We start from the raw sequence: 22,297 nt of genomic DNA, 5'->3' as shown, positions 1-22,297 counted from the left end.
CGCCCCGTGGGGGTCGCGCGAAGCGCGGCGGGGGAATTGCATGATCGCGTCCTCTAGAACGGCAGAACGCTCAAAAAGAAGCGCGCCAACCAGCCAATTGACATGGCTTCGCCCTGCGCGCCGCGGCTGCGCGACTCGATGCGCGCGTCGGCCACCTGGGTGGAGGGCACCACGTTGCCGGGGCGGATGCTGCGCGGATCGACCGTGCCGGAGAAGCGCATCACGTCCACGTTGGCGTTCACGCCGATCTGCTTCTCGCCGACGATGCGCAGGTGCCCGTTGGGCAGCACCTCCTGCACGGTGGCGGTGATGGAGCCGCTGAAGTTGTTGTTGCTCGAGGTCGCGCCGTCGCCCTTGAAGTTGTTGCTGCTCTGGGCGCCGAGGTTGGCCTTGCTCCAGGGCGTGGTGCCGCCGAACAGGGGGATGGCGTTGATGCTGGCCGAGGCATCGGCGCTGCGGTCGATGGAAGCCGAGGAGTTCTGGCTTGCGGTCACGCGCTCGGTGATCTGCACCGTGATGATGTCGCCCGGCAGGCGCGCGCGCGGGTCTTCGAACGCGGGGCGGTAGGTGGCGGCGCGAAACAGGCCGCCGGTGGGCGCGGCGGCGGCCACCTGAAAGGCCTGTTCCTGCTGCACGTACCGCACCGGCTGGGCGGGCGCCAGGTCCACCACGGGTTCGTTGCGCAGGGTCTGGCAGCCGCTGGCCAGCACGGCCAGGGTGGAGAACAACACCCACAACGCCAATCGACGGCACATGACGAGTCCTTGAACAGCGGCCCCCCAATGGGACCTTGCGAGGATTGTCAAAAAACTTGAGGGTGGCCAATGGCCGGAACAAGGCGCCGCAGCCTGGCCTTTTCCAAGGTTCGGCCCCTGGAGCGGGCGATGGCCCGTACCTATGGCCGATGCGGTCATTTGGCCGAGAACTCAGGCGCGCGCCGCGCCACCCAAGCAACATCGGACGACCGCGCAGGGCAGTCGCCCCCCCTCCCCATCCCGCCGAGGTGCCTATGCCGTCGCTGACCAGCTTCTTTTCTCGCAACAAGCTCAAGGAGGAAGCCTGCCATTGGAACAGGAAGGACCTCAATCTCAAGAAGCTGGATGAGCTGCTGTCCCAAGACAAGGTGAAAAGCGGCGCGGTGCTCTACCTCAACACCAGCCGCTCGCCGCTCGGGAAGGGGGTGGACTTCCTGTCGACACGAGAAAGCACCACGTCGCATTCCCTGCTCACCCCCCGCGGCTCCAGCGCGGAGACCGCACGGCGCTTGGAAAACACCCTCACGACGCAGTTTGCCGATCGCTACTACGGGCCCGAGGTGGAAGCGGCTCGGCAGTATGTGCTCAATGCCCTCGCCCAGAACCGGCAAGTGGTCAAGAACCCCCCATTCGCCCAGGCGATCCACACGCTGGCCCATGCCAGAGAGATGCCTCGCCCCACGGGGCCCGCCCAGACCGAGCTTCCACTGGACGTCAGCCGCCCAACCCAACCGGCTTCCCCCTCTGGCACCCGGGCCATCGGCCCGTTTGCGAAAGTCATCGACCATTTGGTCCCCGGCATCTCGAAAGACACGCCGGTGGACCGCGTGATCGAAGCCATGAACGCGCTGCCTGATGACTTGAAAGAGACCCTCCACGAGGTGCTGAACTTTCGGATCAAGCACCACCGCGATGACATTGACCCTGGCATGTGCGAAGCAGCCATCGCACTCTGCGTCGGGCTTCAGCGCCCCGCAGCCGAGGACACCGCCCCCTCCGTCGGCGACACCTCGCAGGCCATCGGCGCTTTTGCCGACACGCTCAAGCGGGCCGCGCTCGCCCATCTGGGTTATGCGGAGTTCGCCGAAATCGATGAAACCACCTCGCTTGATGAGCTTCTGGACAACATCCACTCGCGATCCATCGAGTGGAGGCACGCCATCCGGAACGTCCTCCTTCAGATCATTGACCTGAAGGCCCCGAGCGACAGGAAATCGGAGTGGCCCGTGCTGTTCGGCGATGCCCACATGGCAGCACGGGTGTTGCAAGGCATCGAGCAGAACCCACCCGCCGACCCCTACGCCGACATCGACGGCGCCGACCTGTTCGACTACCGCGGCAACAACGGCTTCGGGTCGCTGACCAGCAGCAGCGTCTGAACCCCGCTCCTCGGCGCCAAGGCGCCGCCCGCGGTCCTCACAGCTGCGCGAGCTTCTGCAGCATCTGGTCCGAGGTCTGGATCGACTTCGAGTTCATCTCGTAGGCGCGCTGGGTCTGGATCATGTCCACCAGCTCCTGCACCACGTTCACGTTGGATTGCTCGGTGTAGCCCTGCATGAGCACGCCCATGCCGGTGGTGCCCGGCGCGCCATTGACCGGCGCGCCCGAGGCCACGCTTTCGCGGAACAGGTTCTGGCCCATGGGCTCCAGGCCGGCCGGGTTGACGAAGTTGGCGAGCTCGATCTGGCCGACCTGCTGCGGCTGGGTCTGGCCCGGCAGCTTGACGGTGACGATGCCGTCGCTGGAGACCGTGACGCTCTCGGTTTCGGCCGGCAGCGTGATGCCCGCGGTGAGCGGGAAGCCGCTGCTGGTGACCATGCGGCCCTGCGCGTCGCGCTGGAAGCTGCCGTCGCGCGTGTAGGCCGTGGTGCCGTCGGGCATCTCGACCTGGAAGAAGCCGGCGCCGTTGACGGCCACGTCCAGCGCGTTGCCCGACTGCTGCAGGCTGCCCTGCGTGAAGTTGCGGCTGGTGGCCACGGTGCGCACGCCCAGGCCGATCTGCAGGCCCGTGGGCAGCTCGGCCTGCTCGGCCGCGTTGGCGCCCACCTGGCGCAGGTTCTGGTACATGAGGTCTTCGAACACCGCGCGCGAGCGTTTGAAGCCGTTGGTGCTGACGTTGGCCAGGTTGTTCGAGATGACGTCGAGCTGGGTCTGCTGCGCCGTCATGCCGGTCTTGGCGATCATGAGGGAGTTGATCATGGGAGGCTCCGTGCTTAGCCGTTGACGTTGAGCAGCTGCGAGGCGCTGCGGTCGTTGCCTTCGCCGTTTTGCAGCATGCGCATCTGGTATTCGAACTGCCGCGAGGCCGCGATCATGCCGACCATGGCCTCGACGGGATTGACGTTGGAGCCTTCGAGCGCGCCGTCGTGCAGGCGCGCCACCTCGCTCGTGGGCAGGGGGTTGCCTTCGGGGCCGCGGAACAGGCCGTCGTCACCGCGCTTGAGCGGGTTGTCGGCGTCGGGCACCACCATCTTCAGGCGGCCCGCCACCTGGCCGGGTTCGTTGCCCACGCGCGTGCTGACGCTGCCGTCGGCACCGATGTCCACGCGCGCGTTCTCGGGGATCACGATGGGGCCGCCGTCGCCCAGCATGGGCAGGCCGCTGGCGTTCACCAGCGTGCCGTCGGCGTTCACCTGCAGCGCGCCCGCACGGGTGTAGGCCTCGGTGCCGTCCAGGCCTTGCACCGCGAACCAGGCGTCGCCTTGTGCGGCAACGTCCAGGTTGCGGCCGGTCTGCTGCACGGAGCCCGCCAGGTTGGAATGGCCGGCCGTGGCCTCGAGCGCGAACACGCGGGTGCTGGCGCCGTCACCGCGGATGGGCACGGCGCGGAAGGTGGACAGCTCCGCGCGAAAGCCCGTGGTGGACACGTTGGCCAGGTTGTTCGACAGCACCTGCTGGCGGTGCGCCGCCGCGCTGGCGCCCGTCATGGCGGTGTAGATGAAGCGGTCCAAGCACAAGTCCTTTCACTCGCCTGCCGCGCCAGCAGCGCTGGCCACGGCGGCTTGAAAGGATTGTGGAAATTCTTGAGGGTGCTCGATGCCCGGAACAGCGGGGGGATCGTCCCGTCAATTCGGTGCTTCAGGGCCCGCTCGCCTGAAGCACCGAAGGATTCACTTCTGGATGTCGAGCGACCGGATCGTGTAGCGCCCGGTCGAGCGGAAGCTGGTGTATTCGGTTTGGAAGGCCACCCCCAGGTCGGCAATCCAGACGTACTTCATCTTGTTGACCACGACGCCGCTCTCGCCGGTCTTGGTGCATTCGATGGGGATGCCATTGCCGGTGAGGCCAGCGTATACCGAGGAGGCCGCCACGGCCGTGCCCGCGACGCAGACCCGTTTTTCGTAAGTGAAGCCGGCCACCTGAGGGGCCAGGCCCGTCTTGGCTTCCATGGTGTAGGTGCGCCCCGGAACGGGTTTGCCCAGCGACCGGTCAAACACCATCAGCTCCTTGGTCTCGAAAGGCTGCTGGGCCGTGGGTCGGTCCAGAAAACTCGTCTGTGAACGCAGGAGGTGGATGTTGGCAAACATCAGCGCCATATTGATGCGGTACGGCACCCCGTTGCGGGCGTACTCGGAGCGGGACTGGACATAGCCATCGCCCAAATCGGTGATCGTGTAGTCCGCGTCGAGCGACAGCTTCCGGCCTTCTTCGTCGAAGTCGGCGGACATGCGGTAGCGGATGCGCTTGAACGGGGGGACCGGCAGGCGCTCGCCCGCTTCGAGCACGGCCCTGACCTTGGGCGGCAGCTGGGCGGGCGTGAACTGCTCGGCCATATAGGCCTCGCTGTTGGTCACGACGGTCTTGGTGTCCACGGCGGCACAACCGCCCAGCGCGGCCGCGATGGCCAACACCAGTACACGAAAGCGCAGATCGGAAGCAGAGGGCATCGGGGAACCTTTGTTTTGGGTCGATGGGAGGTCGTGAGCCCAGACGCCCCTCACGGAGGCCGCGGGCCGCCGGGATTCTAGGTGGGCCGATCAGGCCCGCGCCACCGCGTCAGTCCGGCGTGCGGCGCTGCCAGCGCAGGCCGGGCACGGCGATGCGGTGCTCGACCGTGCCGTCCCATTCGGTCTGCAGGCCCTCGCGCTGCAAGGCCTCGCAGACCCGCCGGCCGATCCGCACGGCGTCCGCCTCGGTCTCGGCGTCCACCGGGCCAAAGGCCAGCATCAGGCCCTCACCATCCAGGGCGTGGTCCATGTCCTGGCTGTGGAAGAAGCAATAGCCCGTGTACCGGCCCTGCGGCACGCCATCGGCGTTGATCTGGTCGCCCACGGACGCCAGGCCTTCGTCCAGCGTGTCGCCGGCCCATTGCACCGCGCAGACGCCTCGCTCGTGCAGCGCGGCGAACGCGCGGTCGAGCCGGTCGCAGTCGGTGTCCTCGGGCCACCGGGTTTCGGCGGCGCGCTTGCGGGCGAAAGCGGCGGCGGCGAAATCTTTCACCCGTTCGAGGTCGACGCCCGCGTCGGCGGCGGCGTTCTCCTCGATCCAGCCATCGATCGCGTCGGCGGCGTGGTAGCCGTAGCCGATCCAGCGCTCGACCAGCTGCAGCTGTTCGTTGGTGGCGTCGTTGGCGTTGGCGTTGGCATCGGTCATGGTGCGGCGTTCCGTGTGGCGAGGCCGGCCATGCTAGCCAGGGCGCGCGCGACGGGCACTCGGCCTGTTGCCGGAGGCCAACCGCTACTGCCCTTGCGGTATTGCGCTGCGCGCCGCAGGCGAGTCAACGCCGCGCGCCACCATTTGGCCCACGCTCAGCGCATGTTCAGCAGCGTGCTCAGCACCTGGTCCTGCGTCTTGATGGTTTGCGCGTTGGCCTGGTAGGCGCGCTGCGCGGTCATCATGTTGACCAGCTCGGCGGTGATGTCGACGTTGGAGTCCTCGGTGGCACCGGCGCGCAGCGCGCCGAAGTTGCCGGTGCCGGGCTCGCCGCGCAGCGGTTCGCCCGACGAGTAGGTGGCCGTCCAGTTGCCGCCGCCGGTGGGTTGCAGGCCCTGCGCGTTGCGGAAGTTCACCAGCGCGATCTGGCCGGCCGCGCGCGTCTCGCCGTTGGAGTACTGGCCGGTGATGACGCCGTTCTCGCTGATCTTCAGGCCCAGGAACTGGCCGGGGCGGTAGCCGTCCGGGTCCAGCTCGGTGACGCCGAAGGCGGTGCCGGTCTGCGTGACGTTGACCAGGTCGAGTGCGGCGGTGAAGGTCAGCGCCGGGTCGTTGGGGGAGGCCAGGCCCAGCGGCGGGATCACCGAGGCCGGGTCCAGCGAACCATCGTCGTTGAAGGTCAGCGTGAAGGGCGTGGACAGCGCGGGGTCGGCGCCATTGACGCCGGTGTAGACCTCCCAGGTGTTGTTGGCCACCTTGCGGAAGGCCATGGACACGGGGATCTCCAGACCCTGGTCGTCGAAGGCGACGAAGGAGGTGCCGTAGGTGGACAGCGGCGTGGGCGGCGTCACGGTGTTCCACACCGGCGCGCGCGCGTCCAGGTTGAACTCGGCCGTGACGTTGCTGGTGCGCTGGGCCGGGATCGGCGCGCTGGTGGGCAGGGTGAGCGGCTGGGTGTCGAAGCTCAGGCGGTTGCCCTGGGGGTCCGTGGGATAACCCATGAGCTGCGCGCCCTGGTGGTTGACGATCTCGCCCTGGTCGTTGAGCTTGAACATGCCGGCGCGGCTGTAAGCCGTGCTGCCGTTGGGCATGGTCAGCTCGAAGAAGCCGGCGCCGTTGATGGCCACGTCCAGGTCGTTGCCGGTGATGGTGATGTTGCCCTGGGTGAAGCTCTGCGTGACGGCCGCGACCGACACGCCGATGCCCATGTTCACGCCGCCCGCCGCGTTGACCGAGCTCGCGTAGACCTCGGCGAACTCGGCGCGCGAGGATTTCATGCCCACCGTGTTGCCGTTGGCGATGTTGTGGCCGATCACGTCGAGGTTCTTGCTCGCGCTGTTCAGGCCGGAGAGTCCTTGCTGGAATGCCATGGTGTGTCCTTGCGTTGCGGAGTCGCGGGTTACATGAACGTGGTGATCTTGTCGTAGCCGACCGTGCTGCCGTTCTGCAGCTGAAGCTGCATCTGGCCGTCCTTCATGCCGACCGAGGTCACCGTCAGGCGGCTGTACATGAACGAGCCCACGGGTGCGCCGCCATTGGAGGCGCGCACGCGGTAGCTGGCCACCTCGTTGGGGTTGAACTCGCTGCCGTCCCAGTTGAAGGAGTGCTGGCCGGCGGTGAGCGCGCCGAAGTCCAGGGTGTCGATCACCTGGCCCGACTTGTCGAGCACGTCGACCTGCACGCTGTCGGCCGGCGCGTCGAGGCGGAACGCGGCCTTGCCGACGGTTCCGTCGAAGCCGAAGGTCTTGCCCTCCACCAGGGCCTCGCGGCCGATCAGCGACAGGCCCTGCAGGTTCTGCATGGCCGTGAACTGCGTGGCCATGCCCTTGAGCGTGGTGTTGAGCGACTCGATGCCCGCGACCGTGTTGATCTGCGTCATCTGCGTCGTCATCTGCGCGTTGTCCATCGGGTTCATCGGGTCCTGGTTGTTCAGCTGCGCGACGAGCAGCTTCAGGAACCGGTCCTGCGTGGCCTCGGCGCCGGTGGCGGCCGTGGCGGACTTGGCGGTGGAGCTGCCCGGCGTGTTGCCGAGGCCGGACAGGTCCAGGGGATTGGAAAACATCATGGTGGGGCGTCCTTGAACGGAATCACTGGCCCATCTGCAGCGTCTTGAGCAGCAGGCTCTTGGCGGTGTTCATCACCTCGATGTTGTTCTGGTACGAACGCGAGGCGGAAATCATGTTGACCATCTCTTCCACCGGGTTGACGTTGGAGTGCGTCACGTAGCCCTGCGCGTCGGCGTTCGGGCTCAGGGGGTCGTGCACCCGGCGTCCCGGCGTATCGCTCTCGGTGATGGTCTGCACCTTCACGCCCGCGCTGCCGGCATCGCCCATGGCGACGGTCTGGAAATGGATCTGGCGGGCCTTGTAGGCCTGGCCGTCCGGGCCGGCCACGGCGTCGGCATTGGCCAGGTTGCTGGCCACCACGTTCAGGCGCTGCTGCTGCGCGCTGATGGCGCTGCCCGAGACGTTGAAGATGTTGAACATGGACATTGAAAACTCCTTTCACGCGCCAAGGACACCACCGAGGAACACCGCGGAGCCGGCTTTGCCGGGCCGCTGGTGTTGTCCCCCTGGGGGGAAGGCGCCGCAGGCGACGCAAGGGGGGTTCATGGCTATTGGCCGGTGATGGCGCTGAGCATGGTCTTCACATGCCCATTGATGAAGCGCAGCGTGGACTCGTAGCGGATGGTGTTGTCCACGAAGTTGGCGCGCTCGCGGTCCAGGTCGACCGAGTTGCCGTCCTGCGCGGGCTGCGTCTGCACGGCGTAGGCGAGCTGGGGGTCACCCGGGTGCGCGCCCACGCTGCGGAAGTGCCGCGCATCGGTGGTGGCGGCGCCAGCGGTGCCGCTGCCCGTGGCGTCCTTGAGCGCGGCGGCGAAATCAAAATCGCGCGCGACGTAGCCGGGCGTGTCCGCGTTGGCGATGTTGCTGGCCAGCACCTGCTGGCGTTGCGAGCGCAGCGACAGCGCCTGGGCATGGAAGTCCAGCCGGCTGGTCATCTGTTCGAACATGCTCACCCCCTGGAGCGGGTTGTCGGGGCCGGCCTCGGGACGAGCCCAGGGCCGGGGCGTGCAGCGATTGTCAAAAGACTTGAGGGCCGCAGAAGCGCGGAACAAACGGGTGCGAATCGGGCAATTCGCGGCTTTGCCCGGGCGCAGGCCGGCCTACAGTGCCCCCTGACACCCTGTCCGTGGAGCCGCCATGAACCCACCCGCCCTGCGCCTCTTGATCGCCGTTGTCTTCGGCCTGAGCCTGCTGGCCGCGTTCTCCTCGTCCGCCCACGCGAACGACAACAGCGGCCTGGAAAAGCTCGCGCGCGATTTCCTGCAGCCCGCCGTGGACCAGGCCCTGGCCGAGCAGGCCGGCACGCCGCTGCGCGCCGAGGTGCAGATGGGCTCGCTGGACAACCGACTGCGCCTGGCGCCGTGCAACGCCATCGAACCCTTCCTGCCGCCCAACGGCCGCCTCTGGGGCCGCAGCCGCGTGGGCTTGCGCTGCGTGGACGGCCCCACGCGCTGGGCCGTCTACCTGCCCGTCACCGTGCAGGCCTTCGGGCCGGCCTGGGTGCTCAAGGCGCCGGTGCAATCCGGTGAGACGCTGACTCAAGAACACGCCGAGCGCGCCGAAGTGGACTGGGCGGCCCACCCCTCGATGGTGCTGGCCCTGCCCGAGCGCTGGGTCGGCCAGCAGGCGGCCTATGCCCTGACGCCGGGCCAGGTCATCCGCGAGAACATGGTCCGCGCCCCGCAGGCTTTCGAGGCTGGCACGCCGGTGAAGGTGAGCGCGGGCGGCAAGGGTTTTGCCATCACCGTGGTGGGCCAGGCGCTGAACGCCGGCCTGGTGGGCCAGAACGCCCGGGTGCGCCTGCCCAGCGGCAAAGTGGTCAGCGGCGTGGTGCGGGCCGATCAGGTGGTAGAAGTACCCCTGTGAGGTGGGCCCACGCCGATGAGCGGTAGAAATAGCGCCTTAAAACACTAAAGTTCCAGGGATCGAGGTCGATACAACGTGCACAGGACCCTGCCATCAGGGTTTGGAGCGTGACATGAAAGTCGATTCGTCAACGGATTCCTATATTGGCTCCGTGGCCGGTGGCCCCGCCAAGGCGCCCGTGGGCCCGAGCGAGGCCGCGGCCAAGCCGGCCGGCGCCAGCGCGCCGCAGCCCGGCGTGACCGTGACCCTGTCCTCGGCCGCCGCCGTGGGCGGTGCCACGGGCAGCGAGGTGTTCAACGCCGAGAAAGTGGCGGCCGTGAAGCAGGCCATCGCCGACGGCACCTTCCAGGTGAACCCCGAAGCCATCGCCGACAAGCTCCTGGCCAACGCGGCCGAGATGCTCAACGCCGCCCGCGGCTGATCCCCATGAACGAGGCCCGCGCCCCGCACCCCTGGATCGTGCTGCTGCACGAGCGGCTCGACGCCCTGGAGCGCGCGCTGCTGCAGGGCGACGCCCTGGGCGCGGAACACGCCAGCGGCGCGGTGCAGGCCGCGTTGCAGGAAGCGCCGCGCACCCTCGAACTGAAAGACGGCCACGCGCGCGAGCTGCACCAGGCCGCCCAGCGCTTCGCCCAGCTGCGCGCCGCCACGGTGCGCGCCGCCGCGCTCAACGAGCGCGCCCTGGGCAGCCTGCTGCCCGACCACCTGCAAAAGCCCACCTACCAAGGCCTGGGCAAGCCGGGCGCGCGCCGCTACGCGGGCGCCTGAGCCCTCCTCCCTTTTTTCTCCCCGCCTTCAGCGCGTCGGCGCCACCGCGTCGCGCGGCCTGGGCGCGCCGGGCGCCAGCGATAACGGCCGCTCGACCGCGAGGAACAGCGCCGCCGATGGCAGCAGCGTGAGCGCGAACATCACCGGCATCAGGGCCCAGAAGAACCACGAGCCGAACGCCGCGCCCGGCATGAGCACCGACATCGCGAGGAAGGCGGCTTTCAGCGCGAGACCGTGGATCAGGTAGTACGAGTAGCTCATGTTGCCGAGCCAGCGCAGGGGCGACCACGAAAACAGGCGCGCCAGCGGGGCCTGCGGCACGCGAAAGCACGCCAGGCACAGCAGGGAAAAACCCAGGCACAGCGACAGGGCGTCGAGCGCGGCGCCGACGGTTCCGTCCCAGGGGAACAGCGTGCTCAGCAGGCCCAGCACCAGGGCCAGCCCGCCCACCAGGCTGGACGGCGTGGGCACGCGCGGGGCGGTCATGGCCTCGAACAGCAGCATGCCGGCGATGAACAGGGCCAGCCGCACAGGGCCGCCGGCCAGGGCGCAGTACACCAGCAGCGCCGCGCCGGCGCCCACGAACAGCGCCGAGCGCCACCGCCCACTGCGCTCGCGCAGGCCCAGGCCGGCGATCACCAGCGGCAGGACCAGGTAATAGAAGAGCTCGTAGCTCAGCGACCAGGCCACCGTGATCATGGGCTCGATGGGGAACAGACCGGGCAGCAGCAGGAAGTTCTGCAGCAGGTAGACCAGGGCCTCGCCGGACTCGGGCGGAATCTTGCTTTCGGCCGGGAACAGGTAGGACAGCGCCACGTAGAGCACGAACACCACGGTGAAGGCCGGGTACAGCCGCTCGATGCGCCGCGCCATGAAGCGCATGAAGGGCTGGCGCCGCGAGATCAGCGAACCGTAGATGAGGTAGCCGCTGAGCACGAAGAACAGGTCCACGCCGGCGTTGCCGACGGTGTGCAGGGCCTCGGCCAGCGGCAGCGCGGCGGCCCCGTCGATCAGCCAGTCCACCACCAGCGTGGCGTAGTGCACCAGGAACACCAGGAACACGGCGAAGCCGCGCAGGCCCTCCATGGGCCGCAGGTTGTGGGCGCTGCCGCGCGACAGCTCGAAATAGGGGCTTAGCCAGGGCAAGGGGCGTTCCAGTCAGGACCAACCGGTCTGGGGCGCGATTGCACCAGCATTCGCCCGCCCGCGGCAGGGGCATCACCCCCAGGCCGGGGGATTCGGCGGCACCCGGGCGTGAATTGCGTCACACCCAAACGGTTCGATTGGACGAATCGGGATCAGAAAACCCAAACCACGCGACCGCAACGCTCACCGAACGGGTCGCCACTCAGCGCCCGGCAGTCCACCTGCACCGGACGCCAACCCCAGCTGTCCACCCTTCGCGCCCATGATTTCGAAAAGCCCGTTCCTGTCCTGCCCCAAAGCCCAACAGCTCGACCAATTCCTGGCCACGCCCACGCCCCAGAGCCTGCTCGAGCCAACGCCCAAACGCAGCCGCGACCAGCAACCCGTTTACGCGACCCGCCGCGAAGACGGCCGCTTCCAACTCTATGCGCTGACCTCCATTGCGCCGATGGGCCATTCGCGCCCGCGCGGGGGCGACCTGGGCGAGTTCCTGGACGAGCTGGCCTCCGACATTCGAGCCCAGAAAGGCAGACAGGCCGATAACGCCGTGCGCGAAATGCGCCTCACGCTGCGGCAACGCGATTGGCGCACCCACCCACCGACGGTGCGGGACTTGCGCCAGCTGAATGCCAAGATGAAACAAGCGCTGAACGACAGGCCCGACATCCCACCGGACGAAGCGGGCTTCCGACAACGAGCGCGCTCGACGATCGCGATCAACACGCTTCAGGACGCCCTGAGCCAAGGGCTGAGGGCCTTGTCCCAGAACGATCCTCGGCGCGAGGCCCTGATGCAGGCGGGCCAGTTGCTGCTGGACATGCTGGTTCAGCCGGACGCCACGCTCTCGCTCAAGGGCCTCGCCGTCGACAGCATCCGCTGGCTGCACGGCAGCGGGCTCCTGACCCGCTTTGCGCATCTGCGGGACGGCATGGATCCGCCGCCGGAACGCCTGATCGCGCCCGAGGCCGCGCAGCACCTGCTCGATCCATTGCAGTGGCCCACCATCCGAACGCTGGTGCTGGTCTGACCGGGGGCGCCCACACCCGGCCCAGCCCGGCCCTTCAATGCTCCCGCAGCTTCGAGCGCAGCCGCGCGATCGACTGGCTGTGCAGCTGGCACACGCGCGATTCGGTCACGCCGAGCACGGCGGCGATTTCCTTCAGGTTCATGTCGTGCTCGTAGTACATGCTCATGATGTGCTGCTCGCGCTCGGGCAGGGTCTTGATCGCCCCCACCAGGGCCATGCGCATGCGCTGGTCCTGCAGCACGGATGAGGGGTCGGCCTCGTGGTCGCCCATGTGGCGGTCCAGGAAACCGTCCTCGTCGTCGCCACCGCCGCCACTGATGTCCTCCAGGTACACCAGCTGCGTGCCGCGCACCTTGGCCAGCAGGGTCTGGTAGTCGGCCAGGGTCAGGCCCATCTCGGCCGCGATCTCGCTCTCGCGCGGCGGGCGGTGCAGCTTCTGCTGCAGGCGGTGCACGGCCTGCTCGATGTCCTTCTGGCTCTTGCGCGAGCCGCGGCTCATCCAGTCGCCGTCGCGCAACTCGTCGATCATGGCGCCGCGGATGCGCTGGCTCGCGAAGGTCTCGAACTGCACGCCCTGCGAGGGCTCGTAGCGGGCAATCGCCTCGGTCAGGCCGATCATGCCGACCTGGATCAGGTCGTCGAGCTCCACGCTTGGGGGCAGCTTGGCGATCATGTGGTGCGCCAGGCGACGGACCAGGGGGCTGTACTTGCGCAGCTGGTCCTCGCGGTTGAGCGTGCCTTTGGCGGTGTACATCGTCAGCTCCAGAAGGGAATGGCGGCCCCGGCGTGCGCGCCGCGGGCGGGAGAGCGGTAGGGAGAGAAGGCCGGCGCGTCGGCGCAGACGAGGGCGGCGTCGGGCACGCGCTGGCCCCAGGCCGGGCGCGTCCACACCGGTGCCTTCAGCTCCAGGTGGCGGCGGGCGCAGTCGACCACGTTGGCCAGCACCTGCGACTGCGCCTCCAGCGGCGCGAGCACCGGGTGCAGGCCCGCGCCGTGCAGCCACTTGAGCGCGCCGTAGGCGTCGATGCTGGCCTGCGGCTGCGGCACCACCGGCACCATCACGCGCGCTTTCACGCCGGCCAGCAGGCTGGCCAGCATCTGGGCGGGCGCGTACAGCAGCAGCAGCGCGCCGGCCGCGAAGGGGGCGAACAGGCGGGTGAGCGCGGTGTCCGCGCCGGCAGCGGCGGCCGTTGCCAGAAGGCTCTGCAGGCCTTGCGCGGCGGGCATCACCAGCCAGTCGGTGGGATCGCCCGGGCGCGCGTCGGCGCCGAGGTTCACCACGCCGCCGTCGGCCAGCGCGTGGCTCAGGCCACCGCTGTCGCCGCGCTCGGTGGCGCAGGCGTCGATCACCACCACGCGCTGGCCGGCCTCGGTGAGGTCCATGGCCAGGCGGCAGAGCCACTCGAAGCCATGCGAGGGCATCGCCGGGCTGGCCAGGGGCATCAGCGCGGGTCCGCCATGGCGGGCCTGGGCCTCCAGCCGCAGGCCGGCGGCCTGGTCGACGCCGAAATCAAACATGCAGACCCCCGAGCGGCATGCCACGGCCACCGGACTGGGCGAAGTAGAAGCCCATGTCGGTGCTCGCGGGGTCGAAGGCGGATTTGCCGGCCGTGCCCATGCTGAGCTTGACCAGCGTGGCGGGGTCGGCGCCCTGCCAGTCTTCCGGCACGCGCTGGCCATTGGCCACGCCGCGCACCGTCACCTGGTGGCGGATGGCCGCGTCCAGCGCGGGGCCCAGTTTCACGGCCTCGTCCACCTTGGACAGCACCACGCCGTGCAGCTTGTCGGCCTTGAAGGCGGCCAGGGTTTCGTCGATGGCGTCACCCTGCGCGCCAGCGTTGAGTACCAGCACCTTTTTGAGCGCGGGCACTTCCAGCACGTCGAGCATGTCCTGCACGCGCTGGTCGCGCTGGCCCAGGCCGGCGGTGTCGATGATGACCAGGCGCTTGCCCGAGAGCAGGCCCAGCAGGTCCTTGAGCGCCGCGCGGTCGTGCGCCAGGTGGGCCACCACGCCCAGCATGCGGCCGTAGGCGCGCAGCTGCTCGTAGCCCGAGACGCGGTAGCTGTCCAGCGTGATGAGGCCCACGCTGCCGGCGCCGAACTGCTTGACGCACTGCGCGGCCAGCTTGGCGGCGGTGGTGGTCTTGCCCACGCCGGTGGCGCCCACCAGGGCGACCACGCCGCCCTCTTCCGTGAGGCCGGCACCCGCCGCGCTGACGCGCAGGTTGCGCTGGATCGCGTCCATCACCCAGCGCAGCGACTCGCCAGCGCCGGCGTCGGCGGGCAGGCGCTCCAGCAGGGCGCGCGCGAGCTGCGGCGAGTAGCCGGCGCGGATGAGCTTGTGCATCAGGCTCGACTGGATCGGGTTCTGCTTGCTCGACCCCAGCCAGGCCAGGGTGTTGAAGCGCTCCTCGATCATGTCCTTGAGAGCGGAGATCTCCACCGCCATGCGGTTGTCTTCCTGCGTGGCGAAGCGCGCGGGCGGCGCGGTGTCCTCGAAGGCGTTCTCGCGCGTGCGGATGGGCGGCTGCGCGCGGCGCGCCGGCTGGGCCATCTCGGCCGGCTCGTTGTAGCGCTGCACCGGCACCATGATGGGATCGGCCGGCTCGGCGATGAGGGGCTTGGCCGGGGCCGCGGGCGCCACGCTCGCGCTCTGCGCGGCGGCGGCCGGCGCGGCGGCCTCGCCCATCTGCTCGCGGCGCTTGCGCAGCATGCGCTCGCGCACGTACTCCTGGAACGACAGGGTGCTCATCGCCATGGCCTCGGTGTCGCTGCCCACCGAGCTCTGCGCCACGGCCGCCTTCGCGGCGCTGGCGGCCGGCTGGGCCGCGGACGCGATGCCCGCCAGGCTTTCCTCGGCCGCGGCCATCACCTCGAAGCCATCCGCCGTCTGGCGGGTGGAGAGGATCACGGCGCTGTCGCCAAACTGGCGTCGCGCCTTGGACATGGCCTCGCGCGAGGTGGGGGCGATGAAGCGTTGGATGTTCATGTGGGCGGTCCCAGGGAAGTGCTATCGGGATTCGGAAGGATCAGGCGGCGAGCTGGCCCAGGATCGGGCCGATGCGGATCAGGTGGGTCTCGGGGATTTCGCTGTGCGCCAGCACCTGCAGGCGCGGCGCGGCGCGGCGCAGCAGGCGGGCCATGGCGCTGCGGATGGCGTCGGGCACCAGCAGGCAGGCTGGCACGCCCTTCTCTTCCTGCTTGTTGGCGATGTCGGTGGCGGACTGGCTCAGCATCTCGGCCACGCCCGGGTCCAGCGCGCCGGCGTTCTGGCCGGACAGGGCCTGCATCAACAGCCGCTCCAGGCCGGGCTCGATGGCGATCACCTCGAGCTCTTTCACCGGGCCGTAGATCTGCTGCACGATGGCCGGCGACAGCGCCATGCGCACGCGGCGCGCCAGTTCGTGCGGGTCGGTCACGTGCACCGCGTGCTCGGCGATGGATTCGATGATGCTGCGGATGTCCCGCACGTGCACGCCTTCCTCCAGCAGCAGCTGGAGCACTTTCTGGAAGGTGGCAACCGAGACCATCTTGGGCACGACTTCTTCGATCAGCTTGGGGGCCAGGCGGGTCACGTGTTCGACCAGTTCCTGGGTCTCCGTCCGGCTCAGCAGCTTGGCCGCCTGGACTTGCATCAAGTGTGAAAGATGGGTCGCCAGCACGGTCTCGGAATCAACCACGGTGAAACCGGCCATTTGCGCCGTTTCCTTCTGGCGCTCGTCGATCCAGTGCGCGGGCAGGCCGAACGCCGGGTCGGTGGTGGGCGTGCCGATCAGGGGCGTGTTGATGCCCCCCGGGTCGATGGCCAGCCACATGCCGGGGAAGACTTCGCCCTCGCCCACCACCACGCCGCGCAGGGTGATGCGGTAGGCGCTGGGGTGCAGCTCCAGGTTGTCGCGCACGTGCACGGGCGGGGGCAGGAAGCCCACGTCCTGCGCGAACTTCTTGCGCACGCCCTTGATGCGCGTGAGCAGGTCGCCCTGGCGGTTCTTGTCCACCAGCGCGATCAGGCGGTAGCCCAGCTCCAGGCCCAGCAGGTCCACGGGCTGCAGATCGTCCCAGCTGGCCTCGCCGTCGTTGGCGGGGCCGGCCGCGGCGGCGGCGGCCGGGTCCGCCTTGGGCGCGCGCTCCTGCTGGCGGCGCCAGTAGGCCAGGCCGCCCAGCAGGGCCGCGAACAGCAGGAAGAACAGATGCGGCATGCCCGGGATGGCGCCCAGCAGGAACAGCACCGAGGCCGTGATTCCCAGCACGCGCGAGGACAGGAACATCTGCTGCGCCACCAGGCCGCCCAGGTCCTCGTCCTTGCCCACGCGCGAGACCACCATGGCCGCGGCCACCGAGATCAGCAAGCCCGGGATCTGCGCCACCAGCGCGTCGCCCACCGCCAGCAGGATGTAGTTGTCCGCCGCCTGGCCCACCGACAGGCCGTGCTGCGCCATGCCGATCGCGAAGCCGCCGATGATGTTGATGATCAGGATCAGGATGCCGGCGATGGCGTCGCCGCGCACGAACTTGGAGGCGCCGTCCATGGAGCCGAAGAACTCGGCCTCCTCGCCCACCTCGGCGCGGCGGCGCTTGGCCTCTTTCTCGTCGATCAGGCCGGCGCCCAGGTCGGCGTCGATGGCCATCTGCTTGCCGGGCATGGCGTCCAGGGTGAAACGCGCCGACACCTCGGCGATGCGCTCCGAGCCCTTGGTGATGACGATGAAGTTGATCACCACCAGGATCACGAACACGATCAGGCCGACCGCGAAGTTGCCGCCGATGAGGAAGTGGCCGAAGGCCTCGATCACCTCGCCGGCCGCGCCGGGACCCGTGTGGCCCTGCAGCAGCACCACGCGCGTGGAGGCCACGTTGAGCGACAGGCGCAGCAGCGTGGTGAGCAGCAGCACCGTGGGGAAGACCGAGAAGTCCAGCGGCCGGCGCATGTAGGCCGCCACCATCATCACCACCAGCGCCAGCGCGATGTTGAGCGTGAAGAAGGTGTCGAGCAGCCAGGGCGGCAGCGGCAGCACCATCATCGAAAGGATGGTCATCACCAGCATGGGCGCGGCCAGGCCACCGGCCAGGGCGCCGTGGCGCTTGAACCATTGCTGCAAGGCGTTCATTGATCAGCCTCCTGGGGCTTCTTCTTGAAATGCGGGTCGAGTTCGGGCGGCACCTGCGGCTGCGGATCGGCCGGCATGCGGCCCTGGCCGTTCATGGCCGCCTTGAACTGGTAGACCCAGGCCAGCACCTGGGCCACGGCGGTGTAGAGCGCGCCAGGGATTTCCTGGTCGATCTCGGCGTGCGCGTACAGCGCGCGCGCCAGCATGGGCGACTGCAGCACCGGCACGGCATTGGCCTTGGCCACGTCGCGGATCTTGAGCGCCAGCAGGTCCGTGCCCTTGGCGATCACGCGCGGCGCGGTCATGGTGGCGTCGTCGTAGCGCAGGGCCACGGCGTAGTGGGTCGGGTTCATCACCACCAGGTCGGCCTTGGGCACCGCGCGGATGCTCTGGCGCTGGGCCAGCTGGCGCTGGCGCGCCCGGCGCTGGCTCTTGACGTGCGGGTCGCCCTCGGCCTCTTTGTGCTCGCGTTTGATCTCGTCGTGCGACATGCGCAGGCGGTGCTTGTGCAGGAAGCGCTGGGTGGGCACGTCGATGGCGGCCACCACGCCGATGACCAACAGCAGCAGGCCCACGCCCATGGCCAGCCACTGCGCGAGCTGGCCGATGCCGGCTTCCAGCGGGCGCATGAGCAGCGTCGCGAAGGCCTCGGCGTGGCCGGCGATGAACTGGCTGGCCACGATCAGCACCACGGTGGTGATACCAACCAGCTTGAAGGTCTCGACGACCTGCTGGCGCGAGAACAGGCGCTTGAAGCCTGAGAGCGGACTGATGTTGCTGAGCTTGGGCTCGATCGGCTTGGTGCTGAGGGCGACGCTGCCGGCGGCGATGAGGGCCACCACCGCCAGGGCGATGACCAGCAGGCCCAGGGGCAGGTAGACGATCAGGGCCTGGGCGGCGTTGTCCGACAGGCGCTGGAGCATGAGCTCGGGCGTGCGCACGCTGGCGTTGTCGAAGCGCAGCTGGCCGGCCAGCGTGTCGCGCATCCGGGCGAAGCCGGTGGGCGCCAGGCCGAACAGCACCAGCATGCCGCCGCCGAGCACGGCGAGGTTGGACAGGTCCTTGGAGCGCGCGACCTGGCCGTCATCGCGCGCCTTTTTCAGGCGCTGCGGCGTCGCTGGCAGGTTTTTGTCTTGGCTCGAGGAGTCCACGGTTCAGGCTCTGGGAAGTGAGCCCGATTGTGGAAAGCGGGACGGAAAACTAAAGGGCGATAAGGCGGGGGGAAAGGGGGCTATTCGATCCCGTGGGCGCACGGCGGCGGAGCGGACACATCGACGACAGGGAGCCGCAGCCGAAAGCAGGTGTACTGCCCCTCCACCGATTCGCCATCGAAAGTACCGCCAAAGGACTCAATCACCCGACGACAGAACGGCAAGCCAAGCCCCGTGCCATCGGACGACTTGGTCGTGAAGAATGGATCGAAGATGGTCGACATGTCGGCCGCCCGGATGCCGGTTCCACTGTCACGAATGGCCAGAACATGGTGCCCGTTCTCCGTCGACATGGAGATCTTGACGTCCCCCTTGCCAGCGACTGCAATCGCCTGCAGGGCGTTCTTGAGCAAATTGAAAAGCACGCAAACCATGAGCGGTTCGGAGCCGATGAACTCAAACCCTTGGCCTGGCACGACCACCACCTTGTCCCATTCACCCGCCCTGTAGGGATAGCGTTCGGCGGCTTCCTTGACACAAGCCTCCATGGAGCAGCGCGTGAAGGTTGATGGCTCAATCATCTTCTGGCGCGCCGACGCCAGAATCACGTCGATGACCACGTTGGATCGTTCCACCTGGTGAGCGATGCTCCCGACGAAGGACGACATTTTGGGCAAATCCGGCACCACTGATGATCCCTTCAGTAGCCCTTTCTCAACCGCCAGTCTGTAGCCACGATGCAGTTCCGGCACCCACAGCTTCAGGACTTCTGCCTGCAGGCGAATGCTGGTCAATGGCGTGCGCATTTCGTGGGCAATCGAGGCGGCCACCGCCAGAGAATTGACGGAGTTTCGGTGTGTGACGGCAATAAGCCCCAGGCTGATCGTGATGAAGAACACCCCCGGCGGATAGAAACTGAATCCATAGTTGCACAGGTAGTCCACTGCCGCCAGGAAATAGATCCACAGGCTGGCCACACACAGGGTCAAGCGGAAACGCCGATCGGTCGACGCCCGACGCGATGCCCGCCAGGTCACGAACAGGCCACGGCTGACCACCACCGCCGTCTGCAGCACGTGCACCGCATGCAAAGGCCCCGCCTTCGGGTAGTGGCCGAAGAAGTACTCGTAGTAGCCGTCGACGAACAGGTCGGTGCCTAGGTTGAACCCACCTAGAACCAGCGCCACGCCGTATGACAGCATCACCCAGCGCCGATCCTCCGGTTGATCAGATACCTCCACCAGGAAGTGGTAGAGGCTGGTCGGCAGAAAGATGATCAGCAGGTAGCCCAGGCGAACCAGCACCTCCGTCCAAAACGGGTCGCTCACCTGAAACAGCACCGCCCAGGTGGCCTGCCAGAAAAAAGTCGTCAGACACAGCGCGAAGAAGCAAAGGCTGACGCGGTTGAGCCCTTTGGCGGCCAGGACGTAGATGCCATAGCCCAGGAATAGCCCCGAGGCCAAGGCCGGAAGCAAGGAATACACGAAAACCCCTCCTGCGGCCGGCAAGGGAGCCGGCTTCGCGCGGGGCAGCTTACTGGCCGCCCAGGCGACCAACCTCTGCAGAAGTCAAACCAAAAACCACCATCACTTCTTCAGCAGAAAGAGCCCGGCCTCTGCGCCTGCCTGCGTGGCGGCAACAGGCGCTGCGGCGCCGACCGGCTCATGCCCAATACAAGGGTGTTCAGAACCCCAGGCTGGCGAGCAGGTCGTCCACCTGCTTCTGATCGGTCACCACGTCGGTGCGGCCTTCGGCGTTGACCACCGGCCCAGCCAGTTCGTGGGCCTTGTCCTGTCCCGGCTGGCCGGTCGGCACCGATTCGAGCAGCAGCCCCAGCAGTTGCTCTTCTATCGTGCCCGCCAGGCCCACCACGCGCGCGATCACCTGGCCGGTGAGGTCGTGGAAGTCCTGGGCCATCATGATTTCGGTCAGGCGCGCGTCGGTCTTCTCGGCAAGCGCCACCACGTCGGTGGACCACTCCAGCAGCTCGGGCATGGCCTTGGCCAGCGCCGGCACGCGCCGGATGGTGTCGGCCAGTTCGCGGCCGCGCTGCGCCAGCTGCTCCTGTTCCTTCTTGCCTTCTTCCACCTGGCTCAGCACCTTCTCGGCGGCTTCGCCGGTCAGGCGGGCGATGTAGGACAGGCGGCTCTGCGCGTCGGGCAATTGTTCCACCGTGCCCTGGAGCTTGTCGGCGTAGCCCAGCTCCTTGAGCGCGTCGTGCAGCTGGCGCGTGATCGCGCCCAGCTTGCGGAACATGTCCGGGTTGGCGGCCTGGCTGTCCGGCGTGTCGGGGGTGTGGTTCATGACCTGGTTCTCCCGACGCCGGTCACAGACCGAGCTTCTTGAAGATGTTCGCGAGCTTCTCTTCCAGCGTGGCCTTGGTGAAAGGCTTGACGATGTAGCCGGCCGCGCCGTTCTGCGCCGCCAGCACGATGTCTTCCTTGCGCGCCTCGGCCGTCACCATCAGCACCGGCAGGTGCTTGAGCTTTTCGTCGGCCTTGATCGCCGCCAGCAGCTCGAAGCCGTTCATGTTCGGCATGTTGATGTCGGTGACGACGAAGTTGAAGGCGCCGGCCTTGAGCTTGCCCAGCGCGATCGCGCCGTCCTCGGCCTCGTCGGCGTCGGCGTGGCCGATCTCCTTGAGCAGGTTGCGCACGATGCGGCGCATGGTGGAGAAGTCGTCAACGATCAGGAATTTCATCGGCGTGGACATGGCAGCCTCCGCAGAGGTGGGGTCGGGAAAGGTCGGGCCGCTCAGCGCGTGCTCGTCTCGCTTGTTTTCGTCAGGTCGGGGGAAATCTGTAGGGCCGTGGTGGCCACCGGCGCGGCCGGGGCCGGGACCGAGGCGGCCGGCGGCAAGCCCAGCACCGGCGCGGCGGGCAGGGCCGGCGGGAACATGCGGCCCTCGTAGTCGCGCGTCATGATCATGATGCTGATGCGCCGGTTGCTCGGGTCCAGGGGCCGGTCGGGCAGCAGCGGCACGCTGGCGGCCAGGCCCTCCACGCGGCGCAGCTTGTCGTCGGGCAGGCCGCCGGCCACCAGCTCGCGGCGCGAGGCGTTGGCCCGGTCGGCCGAGAGCTCCCAGTTGCTGTAGCCGCGGTCGCCACTGCCATAGGGCGTGGCATCGGTGTGGCCGGCGAGCGAAATGTGGTTCTCCACGTTCCCCAGGGAGCCGCCGATGGCGCGCAGGATGTCGCGCATGTAGGGCTTCACCAGCGCGCTGCCGGTGTCGAACATGGGCCGGTTCTGGTCGTCCACGATCAGGATGTGCAGGCCATCGGGGGTCTTGACCATGCGGATCTGCGACCGGTATTCGCCCAGCTTCTGGTCGGTCTCGATCAGCGCGTTGATCTTGCGCTCCAGCGCGTCGATGCGCTCCTGGTCTTTGCGCGCCAGCTCGGCGCGCGCCATCTGGGCCCCAAGTTCCTTGACGGTGCGCTCGGTGTCGCCCGAGTCGCGCTGGCCGTTGGCCGCCGACAGGTCGCGCCCGCCGCCGGGGATGATGCTGGTGCTGTTGCCGGTGCCGTCGCCCCCCATGAGCGAGACCTTGACCGGGTTGGTGAAGTAGCTGGCGATGCCCTGCAGGTCGCCCTTGGCGGTGGAGCCCAGCAGCCACATGAGCAGAAAGAAGGCCATCATGGCCGTCACGAAGTCGGCGTAGGCGATCTTCCACGCGCCGCCGTGTGCCGCGTGGCCCGCCTTCTTCACCCGCTTGATGACGATCGGCTGGAGTTTCTTGCCGTCACCCGCCATATCAGGATCTCCCCTGCCGCGCGTCGCGCGTTCCCCCCAAAGGGGAGACGGCCCCTGCGGCCTG

The 22,297-nt window shown here is 68.2% G+C and carries 24 protein-coding genes; 5 read left to right on the top strand and 19 right to left on the bottom strand.

Going from position 1 to position 22,297, the window contains the following annotated elements; translation table 11 throughout:
• Positions 1–53: 53 nt before the first annotated feature.
• A complete protein-coding gene (locus tag JNX00_RS04430) occupies positions 54–755 on the bottom strand; it encodes a flagellar basal body L-ring protein FlgH (protein ID WP_070401009.1) in 702 nt (233 codons plus the stop codon).
• 254 nt (positions 756–1,009) lie between these two features.
• Between JNX00_RS04430 and JNX00_RS04425 the strand changes: the two genes are divergently transcribed.
• Positions 1,010–2,134, top strand: coding sequence for a hypothetical protein (locus tag JNX00_RS04425; protein WP_204744212.1), 1,125 nt, complete (start codon positions 1,010–1,012; stop codon positions 2,132–2,134).
• Between the two features lie 37 nt (positions 2,135–2,171).
• Here the strand turns inward: JNX00_RS04425 and flgG are convergent, their stop codons facing one another.
• From flgG to flgB, 8 genes are all read right to left on the bottom strand, one after another.
• Positions 2,172–2,954 carry a flagellar basal-body rod protein FlgG gene (gene flgG / locus JNX00_RS04420; protein WP_070401007.1) on the bottom strand — a complete coding sequence of 261 codons (783 nt, stop codon included), beginning with the start codon at positions 2,952–2,954 and terminating at the stop codon, positions 2,172–2,174.
• Positions 2,955–2,968: 14 nt separating this feature from the next.
• Positions 2,969–3,706 (bottom strand): flagellar basal-body rod protein FlgF, encoded by a 738-nt coding sequence (gene flgF / locus JNX00_RS04415; RefSeq protein ID WP_070401006.1) that lies wholly within the window; start codon positions 3,704–3,706, stop codon positions 2,969–2,971.
• Positions 3,707–3,865: 159 nt separating this feature from the next.
• On the bottom strand, positions 3,866–4,642 hold the full coding sequence (locus tag JNX00_RS04410; protein ID WP_204744211.1) for a hypothetical protein: 777 nt from the start codon (positions 4,640–4,642) through the stop codon (positions 3,866–3,868).
• A 109-nt stretch (positions 4,643–4,751) separates the two neighbouring features.
• A complete protein-coding gene (locus tag JNX00_RS04405) occupies positions 4,752–5,348 on the bottom strand; it encodes a hypothetical protein (RefSeq protein WP_204744209.1) in 597 nt (198 codons plus the stop codon).
• 155 nt (positions 5,349–5,503) lie between these two features.
• Positions 5,504–6,718: a flagellar hook protein FlgE gene (flgE, locus tag JNX00_RS04400; protein ID WP_070401004.1), complete on the bottom strand. Its 1,215-nt coding sequence runs from the start codon at positions 6,716–6,718 to the stop codon at positions 5,504–5,506.
• A 29-nt stretch (positions 6,719–6,747) separates the two neighbouring features.
• Positions 6,748–7,413, bottom strand: coding sequence for a flagellar hook capping FlgD N-terminal domain-containing protein (locus JNX00_RS04395; RefSeq protein ID WP_139147139.1), 666 nt, complete (start codon positions 7,411–7,413; stop codon positions 6,748–6,750).
• A gap of 22 nt (positions 7,414–7,435) precedes the next feature.
• Positions 7,436–7,840 carry a flagellar basal body rod protein FlgC gene (gene flgC, locus JNX00_RS04390; protein ID WP_070401003.1) on the bottom strand — a complete coding sequence of 135 codons (405 nt, stop codon included), beginning with the start codon at positions 7,838–7,840 and terminating at the stop codon, positions 7,436–7,438.
• 122 nt (positions 7,841–7,962) lie between these two features.
• A complete protein-coding gene (gene flgB, locus JNX00_RS04385; protein ID WP_070401002.1) occupies positions 7,963–8,361 on the bottom strand; it encodes a flagellar basal body rod protein FlgB in 399 nt (132 codons plus the stop codon).
• A gap of 190 nt (positions 8,362–8,551) precedes the next feature.
• Here flgB and flgA point away from each other — a divergent pair, with 190 nt between their 5' ends.
• From flgA to JNX00_RS04370, 3 genes are all read left to right on the top strand, one after another.
• On the top strand, positions 8,552–9,280 hold the full coding sequence (gene flgA / locus JNX00_RS04380; protein ID WP_239478255.1) for a flagellar basal body P-ring formation chaperone FlgA: 729 nt from the start codon (positions 8,552–8,554) through the stop codon (positions 9,278–9,280).
• 112 nt (positions 9,281–9,392) lie between these two features.
• Entirely contained in the window at positions 9,393–9,701 is a 309-nt protein-coding gene (flgM, locus tag JNX00_RS04375; RefSeq protein ID WP_070401000.1) for a flagellar biosynthesis anti-sigma factor FlgM, read from the top strand.
• Between the two features lie 5 nt (positions 9,702–9,706).
• Positions 9,707–10,048, top strand: coding sequence for a hypothetical protein (locus JNX00_RS04370; RefSeq protein WP_070400999.1), 342 nt, complete (start codon positions 9,707–9,709; stop codon positions 10,046–10,048).
• A 27-nt stretch (positions 10,049–10,075) separates the two neighbouring features.
• On the opposite strand, the gene JNX00_RS04365 is transcribed toward JNX00_RS04370, so the two are convergent.
• Positions 10,076–11,194 (bottom strand): acyltransferase, encoded by a 1,119-nt coding sequence (locus JNX00_RS04365; RefSeq protein ID WP_204744207.1) that lies wholly within the window; start codon positions 11,192–11,194, stop codon positions 10,076–10,078.
• A 262-nt stretch (positions 11,195–11,456) separates the two neighbouring features.
• Between JNX00_RS04365 and JNX00_RS04360 the strand changes: the two genes are divergently transcribed.
• The gene (locus JNX00_RS04360; protein WP_204744204.1) at positions 11,457–12,221 is read left to right on the top strand and encodes a hypothetical protein; all 765 of its coding nucleotides are present in this window, start codon (positions 11,457–11,459) and stop codon (positions 12,219–12,221) included.
• 34 nt (positions 12,222–12,255) lie between these two features.
• On the opposite strand, the gene JNX00_RS04355 is transcribed toward JNX00_RS04360, so the two are convergent.
• The 9 genes from JNX00_RS04355 to motB all read right to left on the bottom strand — a co-directional run bounded on the left by JNX00_RS04355 (position 12,256) and on the right by motB (position 22,233).
• Complete coding sequence (locus tag JNX00_RS04355; protein ID WP_070400996.1) at positions 12,256–12,975, bottom strand: RNA polymerase sigma factor FliA; 720 nt, start codon at positions 12,973–12,975, stop codon at positions 12,256–12,258.
• 2 nt (positions 12,976–12,977) lie between these two features.
• Entirely contained in the window at positions 12,978–13,739 is a 762-nt protein-coding gene (locus JNX00_RS04350; protein ID WP_204744203.1) for a hypothetical protein, read from the bottom strand.
• Entirely contained in the window at positions 13,732–15,210 is a 1,479-nt protein-coding gene (gene flhF / locus JNX00_RS04345) for a flagellar biosynthesis protein FlhF (RefSeq protein ID WP_204744201.1), read from the bottom strand. The genes JNX00_RS04350 and flhF overlap by 8 nt, the downstream gene beginning before the upstream one ends.
• A gap of 40 nt (positions 15,211–15,250) precedes the next feature.
• Positions 15,251–17,329 carry a flagellar biosynthesis protein FlhA gene (gene flhA, locus JNX00_RS04340; protein WP_204744200.1) on the bottom strand — a complete coding sequence of 693 codons (2,079 nt, stop codon included), beginning with the start codon at positions 17,327–17,329 and terminating at the stop codon, positions 15,251–15,253.
• On the bottom strand, positions 17,326–18,480 hold the full coding sequence (locus JNX00_RS04335; RefSeq protein WP_204744198.1) for an EscU/YscU/HrcU family type III secretion system export apparatus switch protein: 1,155 nt from the start codon (positions 18,478–18,480) through the stop codon (positions 17,326–17,328). The genes flhA and JNX00_RS04335 overlap by 4 nt, the downstream gene beginning before the upstream one ends.
• 80 nt (positions 18,481–18,560) lie before the next feature.
• Positions 18,561–19,964: a sensor histidine kinase gene (locus JNX00_RS04330; protein ID WP_204744196.1), complete on the bottom strand. Its 1,404-nt coding sequence runs from the start codon at positions 19,962–19,964 to the stop codon at positions 18,561–18,563.
• 199 nt (positions 19,965–20,163) lie between these two features.
• A complete protein-coding gene (locus JNX00_RS04325; protein WP_070400990.1) occupies positions 20,164–20,784 on the bottom strand; it encodes a protein phosphatase CheZ in 621 nt (206 codons plus the stop codon).
• Positions 20,785–20,806: 22 nt separating this feature from the next.
• Positions 20,807–21,193 (bottom strand): chemotaxis response regulator CheY, encoded by a 387-nt coding sequence (gene cheY / locus JNX00_RS04320; RefSeq protein ID WP_070400989.1) that lies wholly within the window; start codon positions 21,191–21,193, stop codon positions 20,807–20,809.
• Positions 21,194–21,234: 41 nt separating this feature from the next.
• On the bottom strand, positions 21,235–22,233 hold the full coding sequence (gene motB / locus JNX00_RS04315) for a flagellar motor protein MotB (protein WP_070400988.1): 999 nt from the start codon (positions 22,231–22,233) through the stop codon (positions 21,235–21,237).
• Between the last annotated feature and the right edge of the window lie 64 nt (positions 22,234–22,297).

The sequence above is a fragment of the Hydrogenophaga sp. YM1 genome, from assembly GCF_016903055.1.
Classification (GTDB): Bacteria; Pseudomonadota; Gammaproteobacteria; order Burkholderiales; family Burkholderiaceae_C; genus Hydrogenophaga; species Hydrogenophaga borbori.
This window is presented reverse-complemented; position numbering and strand designations above follow the sequence as displayed.